This window comes from Synechococcus sp. R5-15, assembly GCF_047462035.1.
Taxonomy (GTDB): domain Bacteria; phylum Cyanobacteriota; class Cyanobacteriia; order Thermostichales; family Thermostichaceae; genus Thermostichus.
The window spans coordinates 1-15,365 of the sequence record NZ_JANSIK010000191.1 but is presented as its reverse complement, the minus strand read 5'-3'; the positions used below and the strand labels follow the sequence as shown (position 1 = coordinate 15,365).

Here is a 15,365-nt window from a genome sequence, read left to right as displayed (position 1 = left end):
AAAGTGTGGAGACACACCCCAAAATAATCCGCCGCTTCTCTCGGTTTTACATACCTAGCCATACCAAGCAGCCATACTGAACATACTGTACATTATTTTCAGTATAGTCCAGCGTATCATTGACTAGAGTCATGCTCCGCCAACCCAGCGCACCGCGGAAACGGACTGCTTGGCTGGATCCACTGGGATCCCACGGGCAGCGTAATCTTTGCGCTTGTCTTGATAATCGTGTTTTTCATTGTCTACTCCGGGGGAAACGACTTCCACCACCAACAGCGGCAGGGGCATGTGCAGGCAAGGATTCCGCAACCGTTTCCCAGCAAGCTCACATAGCGGGATGCAAAGCCATCACCTCTGGATTGCGCAACCGAGCCTTGGCTGCGGGCACTTCGACCTCAACTTGGCCCAAGCTCAGGCGTTGAATGGGCAAAAACTTGGGCAATTCCGCAACCAGAAACAGCTCAATGAGGGTGTTCATACGCTCCTCGGCTTCCCGAATGGACCCGTCTTCAGGTTCAACCCGTCCTTCATAAAGCCCGTCCGTGAGGCGTAGGTACTCCCCCACCGTCAAAGGCTGTACGGGAACTTGAACCATCGACGGATCCCTCTGCTTTAGTTTTTGGCTGTTGCCAACTTCGGCACGCCTTTGGAACTGGTCAGCACCTGATCGATGAGGCCGTAGGCTTTGGCTTCCTCTGGTGTCATGAAAAATAGCCGCTCCGTGTCCTTCTTGATGCGCTCCATAGGCTGGCCCGTGCTGCGGGACAGTTGCTCCAGCATCATGTTGCGCAAAGTCAGAATCTCGCGGGTGCGAATTTCGATGTCGCTGGCCTGTCCACGGGTGCCCCCATAGGGCTGGTGGAGCACGATCGTGGCATTGGGCAGACTGGCCCGAAATCCTTTGGCTCCTGCTGCCAATAACATGGCCGCCATCCCAATGGCATTGCCGATGCAGATAGTATGCACAGGCGGCTTGATGTAGTTCATGGTGTCCAGAATGGCAAAGGCCGCTGTGTCGTAGTTATAGGTGCCCGTCGAGTTGATGTACATCTTGATCGGCTTTTCCCGATCCTCGTACTGCAGATACAGCAGTTGCTCGATGATCAGCTTGGTGACGTTGGCATTCGACTCCTCTGCAAGGGGCAAGCCCAGGTAGACAATGCGCTCCTGCAGCAGCAGCGAAGCCAAATCTGGGGGTGGGGTACGAACCGGAGCGCCGCCATAGTAGTAGTAGGTCGATTGCACCATGCCAGAGATCTCCTACGCCTGGGTCTGTTCAACTGAAAAACACCAGAAAAACAACACTTGAGGACCACAAGGGATCCGCAGCATCCCAACGGATCCCTTGCAGTCTGAGGACCTCTCAAAGCCAGCTTTACTCCGCCCCTTGAGGCAAGAGAACCCGCTCCGGCTCCGTGACCAACACCTTGGGCTTGCGCTCCTCATCCACATCGATGAGCACCTCCGATCCCTCCCGGACATGCCCAGTCAGGATCTCTTCCGCCAGGATGTCTTCCAGCAGGCGTTGGATGGCGCGGCGCAGCGGGCGTGCCCCGTAGCTGGGGTTATACCCCTCCTCCACCACCAAGTCTTTGAAGCGGTCGCTAACCGTAAGGCGGATTTTCTTCTCCGTCATGCGGTCAAACACTTCCTTGAGCAGGATGTCGGCAATCTGCTTCACCTCATCCTTGGTCAGTTGCCGGAAGACGATGATCTCGTCCACGCGGTTGAGGAACTCCGGACGGAAGTACTGCTTCAGCTCCTCGTTCACCAGGTTGCGGATGCGGTTGTAGTTGGCATCCTCGTCGTTGGTGTTGAACTCGAAGCCGAGGCTGCCGCCGCCCTTCTCGATGACCTTCGAGCCGATGTTAGAGGTCATCACGATCAGGGTGTTCTTGAAGTCCACCGTGCGGCCTTTGGCATCGGTCAGGCGGCCATCCTCCAGGATTTGCAGCAACAGGTTAAACACATCCGGGTGCGCCTTCTCGATCTCATCGAAAAGCACCACCGTGTAGGGGCGACGCCGCACCGCTTCTGTGAGCTGACCCCCCTCGTTGTAGCCCACATAGCCCGGCGGGGATCCGATCAGCTTGCTGACCGTGTGCCGCTCCATGTATTCCGACATGTCGAGGCGGATCATGGCTGACTCGGAGCCGAAGAAGTAGGCTGCCAAAGCCTTGGTCAGCTCGGTTTTGCCCACCCCTGTTGGGCCGGAGAAGATGAAGCTGGCGATGGGACGGTTGGGATTTTTCAGCCCCACCCGAGCGCGGCGGATGGCACGGGAGATGGCCCGCACCGCTTCGTCTTGGCCGATGATGCGCTGGTGCAGGGTTTCTTCCATGTTCAGCAGCTTCACTGACTCGCTCTCGGTCAGCTTGGCCACCGGCACCCCCGTCCAGGCGCTGACCACCTGGGCCACGTCCTCTTCGGTTACCTCAGGCATTTCGCTGCGGCTGCTCTCCTCGGCTTTTTTGGCAGCGGCAATGGCGCGGATCTGCTGCTTGATCTCCATCTCCCGATCCCGCAGCTCACCGGCTTTGTCGAAGTTCTGGGCCCGCACCGCAGCGTCTTTCTCCTTGAGCACTCGCCGCAGCTCTTGATCCAGCTCCCGCGCCGCCGGGGGCAGTTGAGAGTTGATCAGGCGCACCCGCGAAGCAGCCTCGTCGATCAAATCGATGGCCTTATCTGGCAAGAAGCGGTCGGAGATGTACTGGTCGGCCAGCTTGGCTGCCGCATCCAAGGCGGCATCGGAGATCTTCAGCTTGTGGTGCTGCTCGTAGCGCTCCCGCAGGCCAAACAGGATCTCGATGGTCTCGGAGACTGTCGGCTCGCCCACCATGATGGGCTGGAAGCGACGCTCCAGGGCGGCATCCCGTTCGATGTGCTTGCGGTACTCATCCAGGGTGGTGGCGCCGATGCACTGCAACTCGCCACGGGCCAAGGCAGGCTTGAGGATGTTGGCGGCATCAATCGCCCCTTCCGCAGCCCCGGCCCCGATCAGGGTATGCACCTCGTCGATGACCAGGATGATGTTGCCGGCATTGCGGATCTCATCCATGATTTTCTTGAGGCGCTCTTCAAACTCGCCGCGGTACTTGGTGCCGGCCACCAGCAAGCCAATATCCAGGCTGATCACCCGCTTGTCGGCCAAAATATCCGGCACATCCCCCTGCACAATGCGCTGGGCCAAGCCTTCGGCAATGGCAGTTTTGCCCACCCCCGGCTCGCCAATGAGGACGGGGTTGTTCTTGGTGCGGCGGCCCAAGATCTGGATCACCCGCTCGATCTCCCGCGTCCGACCGACCACCGGATCCAGCTTGCCCTCCTGGGCCAGTTGAGTTAGGTTGGAGCCGAATTCGTCCAGGGTGGGCGTTTTGGTGCGACTGGAGGATCCCCCCCCTGCCGTCACTTCGGCAGTCTCACCCAACATGCGGATCACCTGGGTGCGCACCTTGGAGAGATCCACCCCCAGGTTTTCCAAGACGCGGGCCGCTACTCCCTCCCCTTCTCGGATCAGGCCCAGGAGCAGGTGCTCAGTGCCGATGTAGTTGTGGCCGAGCTGGCGGGCCTCTTCTAGAGAGAGTTCCAGCACTCGCTTGGCGCGGGGAGTGAAAGGGATCTCGACGGCCACAAAACCGGATCCCCGACCGATAATTTTCTCGACTTCAATGCGGGCGTCCTTCAAGTTCACTCCCATGGACTTGAGAACTTTGGCGGCGACCCCAGTGCCCTCGCCGATTAACCCCAACAAAATTTGCTCGGTGCCAACGAAATTGTGACCTAACCGTCTGGCTTCTTCTTGGGCCAGCATGATCACCTTGATGGCTTTTTCTGTAAAGCGTTCAAACATGATCCTCGGGCTCCCTACGCCTGCATCAAGGCGGACTTGATAGGGGTAATCCTAGCACAAGTTCTGGCGAAACCAAGGGACGGTAAATACCCCAGACGGAAGCTGTCTGGGGCCAAAACGCGCCTGGAGAGATTTGAACTCCCGACACCGTGGTCCGTAGCCACGTGCTCTAGTCCACTGAGCTACAGGCGCAAAAGGGGCGGGCCAACCACGGTTGACTGTCTGTCCATACTATCTGTCCATAGTTACTCAGACACTATCCAGTACTATCCAGAGACAGAGATGGACATCTATCAATGTGGCTTAGGCATTCTAGCACAAGAGCGTTTTTTGGAAAGTCCAACGGGGGTGTAGATATCCGCCAGCGTTAACATTGCCCTTGCCAAGGTTGCCGGACTTCTCCCCCCACTTCGAGGCCGGCTTGGGGGCTGGTGGACTTGATCACCGGCGTCCAGACTTGGCCGTTGCGCTGCCAAAGCTGCAGGTGCAGATGTCCTGCCAGGGTATCCCGACAGTTGCGCTGCATCCCTTCTGGGCCAGGAGTGAATACAGTTTGGCCAGGCCGTCCCGTGTGCCCTTCCAGCCGAATACACCAGAGGGCACTTTCTCCCCAGATTCGCCAGGATCCCCAGGGATCCACTTGCCAAGTCAGATGAGCTTGCCCAGGCCGCCATTCCAAAAAGGGCTGGGATCCCCATCCATGCAAGCTGATCAGGGCCACTTCTTCGGGGCGGGTGAGCACCTGCCGCTCAGCTCCGGCACAGGTGAGGCTGAGACCGGGATGTTGGGGAAAGGCGTTGCACTGGATCCAAAACCAGCGGCGAGGAAAGCTTTGGCCCCAATTTTTTTCGGCGTAGGCGGGAGCCTGCTGAAATGCATAGCGCCTGCCTCTCCACTCCACCCAGCCGGTGGCCAAGCCATGGCTCATGAGGATCTGCCAGCCCGGCTCAAAGATGGGCAGATAAGACCAGGCTCCCATGGTGGCTCGGGGTGGGATCCCATAGGCAAAACGAGGCTGAATGCGGTAAAGCCAGCGAATGGGCTCAGAGCCCAAGGGATCCGGCAAAATCCCCTGGTTGAGGTGGGCGGTGCATTGGTAGCCGCTGGCGGTGCGCTGGAAGAAGGTGAAGGGATCCTGAAGGCCGCGACAGCCGGGGCCTGGGATCCCTGAGTGCCCCAAGGCCAGATGGGTTGAGCTGGCCCAAAAGCGGCGGGGATTGGGGAAGGTGCGCCAATGCAACTCCTCCTCCGGCCCCAACACCTGCGCCATGCCCCCGCGCTTGGGATCGATGGCGTACATGAAGGCAAAGCTAATGGGCGGATCCCCGGGCAAGGTGACGCGGCTGTACCAGCCCTCAAAAAACCGCTCTGTGCAGCCATCCCAGTGATAGCCGGCATGGGGCAGGGATCCCCAATCTGTTGAGTTGTTTTGCCCAGAGCAAGCCGCCGTTGGAGGAAACGCCATTGAGACCTAAGCCATCGCAACAATGATAAACGGAAGTCTATGCTTACCAAAATAATAATTGTATTGTTTCTATATTTATTTGCCCTTAGGATATCAACCAAGCTGAGATTTAAGGATTTCTTGAGATTTCACGAAGGAAATCCGTGGGTCAGGCGACTTGAACCGGAAAGCTTCCATCTTGCCTTCACATATCCTTTCGATGAGGTGAGCATGACGTCACGTCGTAACTTTTTGCTGTCTGCGGGTGCGGCCACCGTGGGTGGACTCGTGAGTGGCAGCTTAGCACGGGCCAGCACAGGCTACTGGGTTGCCCAGGCCAGCGGCCCAGAAACCCCCAATCTCAGGTTAGGCTTTATACCGATTGTGGAGTCTGCCCCCCTGATCATCGCCAAGGAAAAGGGCTTTTTCGACAAGCACGGCATGACCGGTGTAGAGATGTTGAAGCAGGCCAGTTGGCCGGCAGCCCGTGACAATGTGGTCATCGGCTCAGCGGGTGGGGGAATCGACGGTGGCCAGTGGCAGATGCCGATGCCTCACATGATCCACATTGGCGCCATCACCAACAATCGGCCGGTGCGCATGGCAGTTCTGTGTCAGCTGATCACCCAAGGCAACGGGATTGCCATTGCCGGAATGCATGCTGGCAAGGGTTTGGGGCTGGATATCTCGGGAGCCGCGGATTACATCAAAAATTTCAGCGCCAGCAACGGACGCAAATTCAAGGCCGCTCATACCTTCCCCAACGTCAATCAAGATTTTTGGATCCGTTACTGGTTTGCTGCTGGGGGGGTAGATCCGGATCAAGACATCGACCTGTTGGCGGTTCCCTCTGCCGAAACGGTGCAGGGAATGCGCAATGGCACCATGGATGCTTTTAGCACCGGGGATCCCTGGCCCTACCGGATTGTGGCCGATGGGATCGGGTTTATGGCGGCCCTTACCCAACAGATTTGGCCCTTTCACCCCGAAGAATACTTGGCCATTCGCGCCGATTGGGTAGAGCAAAACCCCAGGGCCACACAAGCCACTTTGATGGCGGTGATGGAAGCGCAGCAATGGTGCGACGATCCGGCCAACCGAGAAGAACTGACACGCATTCTCTCAGGGCGTGCCTACCTGAATGTGCCGGTTGAAGTTCTCACCCCTCCCTTTCAAGGCAACTACGAATTGGGAGACGGCAAGCCAGCTGTTCAAGATTTCAATGCCGGGCCCTTGTACTGGGAAGATGGCCGGGGCAGCGTCTCTTACCCCTATAAGAGCCATGACCTTTGGTTCCTGACGGAATCCTTGCGTTGGGGCTTCCACGCTCGCTTCCTTCCCGATCTGGATACTGCCCGTCGTCTGGTGGATGAAGTGAACCGTGAAGATCTCTGGCGTGAGGCCGCCCAGGCACTGGGGGTGAAGAACATCCCCAACAACACCTCGCGGGGAACAGAGCGTTTCTTTGACGGTGTGGTGTTTGACCCACAGGATCCGCAGGCTTACCTGAACAGCCTGAAAATCAAAAGGGTCTAGCTGAATAGCTTGATTGGGCCAAGTTCCTCACCTTCTTTCGCAGGAAGTCCATGGCTTACCGTTTCCTTGTTCGAATCTCTCGCGCGACAGGGATCCTGCCTACCTGTGGGATCCCACGAGGTCGAAAAAAGCGGTGCCGAGCTTTCTGCCCAAACGATGGAAAGTTGATGGATGCTATGAGCCTCGCACTTTTTGAATAACTTTAAATGCCATGTTGAGGATCGGCTATGTTGGCTCTACTTCACGTTCCGCGCGAACTCTTCAGGGATCCTCCTTTTGAGAGGCCGGCCCAGCCCCGCTGGGACAAGCTCATCCTTTCAATAGCCGTAGGAATCCTGAGTTTTCTGATTGTCGTGAGAGTTTTGTTGAGTTTGCAATCCCTGTGTTTGCCCATCCAACGAAAAGGCAAGGCCAATCCCAGTTCATGCTCTGTTTCCAACACGTTGTAGAACCCTGCGGCTGGAATGTTCTGAGAGCGCGACAACAGAGAACCTTGTAAAACCCTATCCTCCTCTAGGAGCTATGACGACGACACTTTCTTCTCCGGCAAAATCTGCAACGGCGAAGTTCGATTTGGCGAAGTACCGAGATCAGATTCTCCCCCCTGTGGTGGGCATTGTTGGATTTCTGCTCATCTGGCAGATCTTGGCCAGTGCCAACCTAATTCGGCTGCCGGGGCCTTGGGATGTGTGGATGGACGAGCGCAGCCGATATCTGATCCTGCATCCTTTGTATCGCAACAGCGACCTCGACCAAGGGCTGCTGCGCCAAACCTTGGCCAGCCTACAAAGGGTGGCCATCGGCTATTGCAGTGCCGCTTTGGTGGGCATCACGTTGGGCATTTTGGTGGGAAGCAGTGTGTGGATCAACCGAGCTTTGGATCCCATTTTCCAATTTTTGCGCATGGTAGCTCCCTTGGCTTGGGTGCCCATATCTTTGGCTGCTTTGCAACGCAATGAGCCGGCTGCCCTGTTCGTTATTTTTATTACCTCAATTTGGCCCATTCTCATCAACACGGCTGTGGGGGTGAGACAGATCCCGGAAGACTACATCAACGTCTCCAAAGTGCTCAAGCTCTCCAAAGTGGACTTCTTTTTTAAGGTGTTGCTGCCCTCAGCCCTGCCCTACATGTTCACAGGTCTGCGCATCGGCATCGGCCTGTCTTGGCTGGCCATTATTGCCGCAGAAATTGTGATGTCAGGTGTGCCGGGGATCGGCTTTTTCATCTGGGATGCCTACCAGCAGAACTACGTTACGGAGATCATCGTTGCCGTCATCTACATTGGAGCAGTGGGATTGCTTTTGGATCGCCTGATGTCTATTTTGCAAAACAAGATAGCCAACCAATGATGTGTTGGATGTGTTGTCAGTATGTGGTTGGTTTGAGGCTAGACGGGTGATAGGTTGGGAGGTTTTCTGTGTCTGTATTGGTCAGTGTGGAGCAGGTGGAAAAATCTTTTGCTCTGCCCGGAGGGCAGGAATACCTTGCTCTGAAAGGGATCGATCTGCAAATCCATCGAGGGGAGTTTGTCTCCTTAATCGGCCACTCCGGCTGTGGCAAATCCACCCTATTGAACATGGTGGCGGGGCTGTCTTTGCCTACGGGGGGGATCGTGGCTTTGGATGGGCATACCATCACCGCTCCCGGCCCCGATCGCATGGTGGTGTTTCAGCATTACTCGCTTTTGCCTTGGCTAACGGTTCGGCAAAACATTGCGCTGGCGGTGAATGCCGTTCTTAAAAACCATTCTCCGGCGGAGCGTCAGCAGATCGTGGAAGAGCACATCGATCTGGTGGGTTTGCGCCATGCCGCAGATAAGCCCCCAGCCCAATTGTCCGGGGGGATGAAGCAGCGGGTGGCCATTGCCCGTGCCCTGGCTTTGCGGCCCAAAGTGTTGCTGCTGGATGAGCCATTTGGCGCTTTGGATGCGCTCACGCGCGGGAACTTGCAAGAGCAGTTGATGCGCATCTGCGAAGAACATCAGATGACCACTCTCATGGTCACCCACGATGTGGACGAAGCGGTTCTTCTGTCAGATCGTGTGGTCATGCTCACCAATGGGCCGGGATCCCGAATTGGGAACATTTTAACCATTGACATTCCTCGGCCCCGCCGTCGGCTGGAGGTGGTCAACCATCCCAGCTACTACAGCTACCGCAGCGAGATCATCTACTTTTTGAACCAACAAAAACGCATCAAGCAATGGCGTGCTCGCCGCAGCACTGTGGTGGCCAGGCATGGCTTGGAAAAGATCAACTTGGAGATCGGCTTTGTGCCCCTCACTGCCTGCGCTCCGTTGGCTGTGGCCAAAGAAAAAGGGTTTTTTGCCAAACACGGCTTGGAAGAAGTGAATTTGGTGCGGGAAACCAGTTGGCGAGGGATCCAAGACGGCATTCAGGGAGGTTATCTGGATGCGGCCCAAATGCCCGCCGGTATGCCGGTGTGGATGTCTTTGGGCGGAGGGGATAACCCGCCTCAGCCGGTGGTTACTGCCCTCACCTTGACCCGCAACGGCAATGCCATCACCTTGCATAAGCGGTTCTACGAGCAAGGGATCCACACCCTCAGCCAGTTGAAGGCTTACATTCTGGATAGTCCCAGCCGTCGGCTTACCTTTGGGGTGGTGCATCCCAGCTCTATGCACAATTTGCTGTTGCGCTACTGGCTGGCAGCCGGTGGGATCCACCCGGATCATGACGTGGTGCTGAAAACGCTGCCCCCGGCTCAGATGGTGGCCAACCTAACAGCCGGCAACATCGATGGCTACTGTGTGGGAGAGCCCTGGAATTTGCGGGCAGCCTTAGAGGGCAGTGGCTTTACGGTGGCTACAGACCTGGAGATTTGGCTGGGCCATCCCGGCAAAGTGTTGGGGGTGCGAGAAGATTGGGCCAGAGCCTACCCCAACACCCACATTGCCTTGGTGAAAGCGCTGTTGGAAGCCTGCCGCTACTGTGAAGACCCGGCCCATCACGACGAGATTCGCGAGCTGCTCAGCCGCCGCGCCTACCTGAGCACCGACCCATCCTACATTCATCTGGGGGATCCCCAGCGCCTAATCTGTGACTTGGACAGGCCGATGCGGGAATATGCCCACCACCGCTTCTTTCTGGGAGCCGGCAACCGTCCCAGCCGCACCGAGCATCTGTGGATGATGACCCAAATGGCCCGCTGGGGGGAGCTGCCCTTCCCTCGCAACTGGGTGGAGATCGTGGAGCGGGTATGTCAGGTGGGGGTGTTCAGCACGGCAGCCCGCGAGCTGGGACTGGATGTCTCCTACCAAAGGCAGCCCATTCAGTTGTTCGATGGGATCCCCTTTAATGGTGAGGATCCCCTGGCCTACCTCAACAGTTTGGCGATTAAGCACGATATTTATGTAGCCGAGGTTGCCTTAGATCGTCGTCCTGTGTTGCTCTAGATACCCACTTGGGCGCCCTTGCAAAAGCACATTCCCCGTTGTGAGAAAATCATGAGTTGGAGCACCCTACGATGACTGCCCTCTTGACAACCTCTACCCCAGCGAACGTAGCCGCAGAACCCTACCTAAGCCTTGAGAATGTCAGCAAGACCTACTCAACTCCCAAGGGGGATTATCCCGTCTTGCGAGATATCAACCTCAGTGTGAACGAGGGAGAGTTTGTCTGCTTGGTTGGGCATTCCGGCTGTGGCAAAACCACCCTGCTGAATATGGTTTCCGGATTTGCCCAGCCCACCAGTGGCTCGGTGAAGCTGAAAGGGCAGCCGATTACAGCTCCTGGCCCGGAGCGCATGGTAGTGTTTCAAGGGTATGCCCTGTTGCCTTGGCTCACGGTTTATGAAAATGTTTATTTGGCCGTTCGGTCGGTATTTCCCCAAAAGAGCCAGTCGGAAAAGCATCGAATTGTGGAAGAACATTTGGATTTGGTGGGGCTGGGGGAAGCCGCTCAGAAATATCCCTCGCAAATTTCGGGAGGGATGAAACAGCGGGTAGCCATTGCTCGTGCGTTGGCCATCCGTCCAGAAGTGCTGATTTTGGATGAACCCTTCGGGGCCTTGGATGCCATTACCAAAGAGGAGCTTCAAGAGGAGCTGTTGCGCATTTGGGATGAACATCGCTGCACGGTTTTGATGATTACCCACGACATTGATGAGGCGCTGTTTTTGGCCGACCGCCTGGTGCTGATGACCAATGGCCCTGCAGCCACCATCGGGCAGATCGTGACCATCCCCTTCCCGCGCCCTCGGGATCGCGAGCGGATTCTTGAAGATCCGCAGTACTACCGCCTGCGCAACTCGGTTCTCAGCTATCTCTACGGCCATGAAGCCAACCCAGAGGCGGCTTACCGGTAAATCCAACCTGGAGCAGTTGACGGAGCGAGAGGGCGACAAGGCAACCCAAAACCCAAAAACCACACACCTTGGCCATCAGGTGCAGCCCCTGGTCAGGCGATCCGCAAACCTCTCTTGGAACTCGCCCACAACATTGCGCAACCGCTCGTCCAAAACGGCCAGCGTCTGGGATGCGATCTCGTCCGGCACGCCGCCGAAAAACGCCTCCGCAATGCCCCCGGCAATGCAGGCCATGGTGTCTGCGTCTCCACCAAGGGAGATGGCGTTGCGCACCGCGTCTTCAAAACCGTCTGCCTCTAGGAACGCGATGATCGACTGGGGCACCGAGCCCTGACAGGAGACATCGAAGCAGTAGTGCTCCCGGATATCGTCCAGCCGCTCGGATAGGCAGTATCCGAACTCTTGCTCGATGTACGTCTTGATGTCGGCCTTGGTGTACCCTGACCGGGCGAGAAACACGGCGGCTGCCGTAGCCTGAGCGCCGCGGATGCCCTCCGGGTGGTTGTGGGTTACCTCGGCACTGGCCCGCGCCTGGGCCAGCACTTCTTCCAGCGTGTTGCAGGCGATGCCAATGGGGCTAACCCGCATGGCGGCTCCGTTGCCCCAACTGTAGTACGGCTCACGGCAGCGATGCTCGGCCCAGTGGATGAAGCTGCTCCCGTACCCAGCCTCTGGGTAGGCGTGGAAGTACTCATGGTACCAATCGACGTAGCTACCGCCCCGCAGCAGCCGCTCGGCCACAGCGACCGTCAGAACCGTGTCATCGGTAAATTGGCTGGCCTCGACGAACAGCGGAAAGTTCTTCGTTTTGGTGCCCGAGTGCTCATGGACAGAGCCGATAACATCCCCGGCAATGGCTCCCAGCATCAGTACCCTCTCCTTTTTCTTTTCCCAGTTCTCAATCTCCCGGTTCTCAATCTCGCCGTTTCCGAAAAGGCTCGCCCGCCCATCCAATTCTGAATCCGCACCCCTAGGCAATCAAGCGGCGCACCGCCCGAAGCAGCTCCGCGGGGGGAGGAGAGTTGGGATCCCAGCGAATTTCCAACTCAGGTGAGTCTTTGAGCACTTGAGGAGGGCCGGGCGAGGTGTGCAGGATGGCCACACAGCGCAAATTGCCCCGGTCTCGACAAAACTCGTGCCAGAGAGGGATAGCCTCGGGATCCCGGCTGACCACCAGGTAGTGGGAGCAGGCTTCCAGGATCGGCTGCTTTTGCGGATCCACCTTGCCGCCCACATCCACAATCACCAAACTCTTTTGCCGGCGCAAAGCCAGAATGGCCTGGGCATGGAAGCTGAAAAATTCGGGGGTAAAAGAGCCCCGGTACTGGTGCTTGAGGATCTTCGCCTCTTCTGGTGGCAAGTCTAAAGTCCAATTGCCTTCCCCATCCCAATGGGCCCGTTGCAGATAAATATCGGGATGCTCCGGCAGCAGAGCTTCGAAGAGGGCGCGGGCAAGACGGCTTTTGCCACTGTCGGGGGGGCCCACCACCATCACCGCCGCTGCCAATTCTGAACCCGGCCTTCCCTGCACCCAGGGGATGACCTGGCCCACCCGCACTTCGGGGGTATGGCTGGAGACCACCACCGCGCCCAAGCGTGGGTCATAACAGGCCACCCAACGGGTGAAGTGGCACTCATGCACCAGCCAGCCATACAGCCAAATGGGGGCCCGCCCCGTCAGAACCACCCCCAGCTGGGCATTGATCCCGGCAGGCAGCTGAAGCTGAGCCAAATCCTCTGGAAAAACCAGGCGATCCGGTCGGGTCAGCTCAATTTCGATGACCTGAAAAGACAGTTCCGAAGAATGGGATCTTCGAGGGTCCAAGGACTCCGTCCCGCTGGCGCGAAAGGACTCCGTCCCGCTGGCGCGAGCGGCCAGACAGCCGGAAAGCAAATGCAGTGCCACAGCAGCCATGGGCAGATTTGACGAGACAGGTTGACTTCAGTATGGAAGAGATTGGAAGTGGGGGATTCCAAATCGTGGCAGAGTGGTCAGGCTCTCACTTGCGCCTTGCTCCAAGAAAACCCCTGGCCTGGAGTGCCATCAACTGGTTGACCTAAGAACCGAGGGAACTGTCGGATGAGCGGATTTGAGCTGCCTTTGACGGTGGAAGTGTTGCGTTGGTTAGCGGGCGGTCAGTTGGCCGAGCGCCTGGAGCGGGCCGTGCGCCTGTGGGTACTGCTCCACTGCCTCTATGGCGAAAACCGCTGGCCAGACCTGCCGGAAACCTTTGGCTACACCCACATCCGGGATCGCTTGCTCTCACCACGGCACCCCAAGCAGGATCTGGCACAAGGGATCCCTTCACCCTGTCCTGATGTTGACTGCATTTGCTGGAAACCCTTGAGGTTTTGGCTGAAGGATCCCAACCTATTGGCCGCCTTAAAAGCAGAAGTTCCCGATCTGGAAGCGCTGCTATCTGCCCGACCCTTTCACAAGACCCATCGCACCCTGCGCAAAGAGCTGGATTACCTGGCTGCCCGGGGTTGGCTGCAACAAATTCAGGCCAACTCTAGGCGGAGAGATAATTTTCGCTGCCGTGCGCCGGGGGATCGTCCCCAACTGCCCGTATCTTCATCGGCTTTGACCTTATCGGGCCATCAACTGGAACAGGTCTATCACATCCTCAGCGATGTGGCCTTTGTACATCCAGATGTCCAGGTTTTGCTGGATGAAATCTGGGCCAACCAAAGGACTCCGTCCCGCTGGCGCGATCAGCACTCGCAGCGGCGGCTGTTTGTGTGGTTTGAGTACATCCTCTCAGACGAACAGCAAGAACGGGTGGATGAATATCAAAGCCAGCTAGAAGCCCTTTGGGCCAACCCAGAAGCAGGGGTGATCGGTTTTGACTACGCCACCCGCCAACATGGGATCCGACACGTTCTCACTTACCCAGTCTGCCTGTTTTATGCCCGCCGCGCCAAGTATTTGGCAGCCTTTGGCCAGCTCCCCACCCCCGAGGGATCCCTGGGCTGGCACAATTTTCGGCTGGATCGGATCCAGTCTGAGCGCCTGGCGGTGATTCCCTGGGACGCTCCTTCCATTCCGCCAGAGCTGGCAACCCGCAAACGGCAAAAGAAGCTGCCCAGCCCAGAGGAAGTCCAAGCAGCATGGGAAGAAGCCTGGGGATCCGATTTTTACCTGCCCAAGGCATTGTTGATCCTTCGATTTTCCCCGGAGTTTGCCCGTCGCTATGTGGAAAGCACAGTGCGACATCCCACCTTCCAGCCCATTGCCTACGAGCGGATCCCGGCTTTGGTGCAGCAGGCAGTGGCGGATGTGCGGGAACGCCAACAGATTTTGAACATTCTCCGGCAAAGGCCGGCCAGCGACCGCTATTTTCGGGCCTGGGTGCGGGTGGGAGATACCAATTTCACCATGCGTTTGCGCGACTGGCGGCCCAACGGCGAGGTCATCGCTCCCCCGGCCTACCGGGAACAGATGGCTCGAGAAGCTCAGGCGGAGCTGCAGTTTTATCGCCCCGACCTGAAGCTTTCTTGACCTTCCTGCCCATGACCACCCTCTACCTAACCGAGCCGGGGACTGTGGTTCACTGCCAAAACCAAACCCTGCTCATTCGCCGCCGTGGTCAAGAGCAGCTTTGCCGCCTTGCGGAGGTGGAGCTGGTGGTGGTGTTGCCCGGGATCCAATTGACCAGCGCAGCTTTGGCCCAACTGCTGGATCGAGGCATCGAAACCATTTTTTTGCGTGCGGATGGCGGTTTTCGCGGTCGCCTGCAGGGATCCTTCTCCACCAACTCTGAGATCCGTCTGGCCCAGTATCAGCGGGCCTACTCCCCCTGGGGGCTGAGGTGGGCCAAGGTGATTGTGCGCGGCAAGATTCGCAACCAACGGGCAATTCTACAACTGCACAACCGGGCTACCCGCGGCCAAATTGCCCCCTTACAGGAGGGTATTGATGTTATCGCCGCCTACCTGCAACAGTTGGATCGCTCCGTGTTCGAATGCCCACTGGACACTGCAGAGTTGGAAAACAAGCTGGAACAGTCGTGGTTGCCCCTGCTGAATCTCAAGGAAGACAGTCTGCGGGCCTACCCTTTGGATGCCGCGGCCAAGAAGCAGGCCAAAGTCTTCGGGGGGCCTCCCCCCTATGAGCCGCCGGACTACCTGATCTTCTGAGGCTGATACATTTACGCTGAACACTGCTGAACATCACTGTTCAACTATGCAGCGATAGCATTCTGTTT

The 15,365-nt window shown here is 57.5% G+C and carries 13 protein-coding genes, 1 tRNA gene and 1 pseudogene; 6 read left to right on the top strand and 9 right to left on the bottom strand.

The window, feature by feature from the left end:
• The 7 genes and pseudogenes from NW839_RS13455 to NW839_RS13425 all read right to left on the bottom strand — a co-directional run.
• Positions 1–62: pseudogene (locus NW839_RS13455) on the bottom strand (IS607 family transposase); the annotation flags it as partial.
• A gap of 67 nt (positions 63–129) precedes the next feature.
• Positions 130–309 (bottom strand): Uma2 family endonuclease, encoded by a 180-nt coding sequence (locus NW839_RS13450; protein WP_414380716.1) that lies wholly within the window; start codon positions 307–309, stop codon positions 130–132.
• A gap of 16 nt (positions 310–325) precedes the next feature.
• Complete coding sequence (locus tag NW839_RS13445) at positions 326–595, bottom strand: hypothetical protein (RefSeq protein WP_414349572.1); 270 nt, start codon at positions 593–595, stop codon at positions 326–328.
• 17 nt (positions 596–612) lie between these two features.
• The gene (locus tag NW839_RS13440) at positions 613–1,248 is read right to left on the bottom strand and encodes an ATP-dependent Clp protease proteolytic subunit (RefSeq protein ID WP_414349574.1); all 636 of its coding nucleotides are present in this window, start codon (positions 1,246–1,248) and stop codon (positions 613–615) included.
• A 127-nt stretch (positions 1,249–1,375) separates the two neighbouring features.
• Positions 1,376–3,850, bottom strand: a complete 2,475-nt coding sequence (locus NW839_RS13435) for an ATP-dependent Clp protease ATP-binding subunit (protein ID WP_011432255.1) — start codon at positions 3,848–3,850, stop codon at positions 1,376–1,378.
• Positions 3,851–3,968: 118 nt separating this feature from the next.
• Positions 3,969–4,042, bottom strand: a tRNA-Arg gene (locus NW839_RS13430).
• A gap of 175 nt (positions 4,043–4,217) precedes the next feature.
• Positions 4,218–5,315, bottom strand: a complete 1,098-nt coding sequence (locus tag NW839_RS13425; RefSeq protein WP_414349576.1) for a tocopherol cyclase family protein — start codon at positions 5,313–5,315, stop codon at positions 4,218–4,220.
• Between the two features lie 204 nt (positions 5,316–5,519).
• Here NW839_RS13425 and NW839_RS13420 point away from each other — a divergent pair, with 204 nt between their 5' ends.
• The 4 genes from NW839_RS13420 to NW839_RS13405 all read left to right on the top strand — a co-directional run bounded on the left by NW839_RS13420 (position 5,520) and on the right by NW839_RS13405 (position 11,157).
• Positions 5,520–6,830: a CmpA/NrtA family ABC transporter substrate-binding protein gene (locus tag NW839_RS13420; RefSeq protein ID WP_414349578.1), complete on the top strand. Its 1,311-nt coding sequence runs from the start codon at positions 5,520–5,522 to the stop codon at positions 6,828–6,830.
• A 522-nt stretch (positions 6,831–7,352) separates the two neighbouring features.
• A complete protein-coding gene (gene ntrB / locus NW839_RS13415; protein WP_414349579.1) occupies positions 7,353–8,180 on the top strand; it encodes a nitrate ABC transporter permease in 828 nt (275 codons plus the stop codon).
• A 68-nt stretch (positions 8,181–8,248) separates the two neighbouring features.
• Positions 8,249–10,246 (top strand): nitrate ABC transporter ATP-binding protein, encoded by a 1,998-nt coding sequence (locus NW839_RS13410; protein ID WP_414349581.1) that lies wholly within the window; start codon positions 8,249–8,251, stop codon positions 10,244–10,246.
• A 71-nt stretch (positions 10,247–10,317) separates the two neighbouring features.
• Positions 10,318–11,157: a nitrate ABC transporter ATP-binding protein gene (locus NW839_RS13405; RefSeq protein WP_414344143.1), complete on the top strand. Its 840-nt coding sequence runs from the start codon at positions 10,318–10,320 to the stop codon at positions 11,155–11,157.
• Between the two features lie 75 nt (positions 11,158–11,232).
• Here NW839_RS13405 and NW839_RS13400 read toward each other — a convergent pair whose 3' ends face one another.
• Both NW839_RS13400 and crn3 read right to left on the bottom strand, forming a co-directional pair.
• Positions 11,233–12,024, bottom strand: coding sequence for an ADP-ribosylglycohydrolase family protein (locus NW839_RS13400; protein ID WP_414349583.1), 792 nt, complete (start codon positions 12,022–12,024; stop codon positions 11,233–11,235).
• Between the two features lie 103 nt (positions 12,025–12,127).
• Positions 12,128–13,072 (bottom strand): CRISPR-associated ring nuclease Crn3/Csx3, encoded by a 945-nt coding sequence (gene crn3, locus NW839_RS13395; RefSeq protein ID WP_414349585.1) that lies wholly within the window; start codon positions 13,070–13,072, stop codon positions 12,128–12,130.
• 165 nt (positions 13,073–13,237) lie between these two features.
• On the opposite strand from crn3, the gene NW839_RS13390 reads away from it, so the two are divergent.
• Positions 13,238–14,659, top strand: a complete 1,422-nt coding sequence (locus tag NW839_RS13390; protein ID WP_414349586.1) for a TIGR03985 family CRISPR-associated protein — start codon at positions 13,238–13,240, stop codon at positions 14,657–14,659.
• A complete protein-coding gene (gene cas1, locus NW839_RS13385) occupies positions 14,656–15,297 on the top strand; it encodes a CRISPR-associated endonuclease Cas1 (RefSeq protein ID WP_414349588.1) in 642 nt (213 codons plus the stop codon). The genes NW839_RS13390 and cas1 overlap by 4 nt, the downstream gene beginning before the upstream one ends.
• Positions 15,298–15,365: the final 68 nt, after the last annotated feature.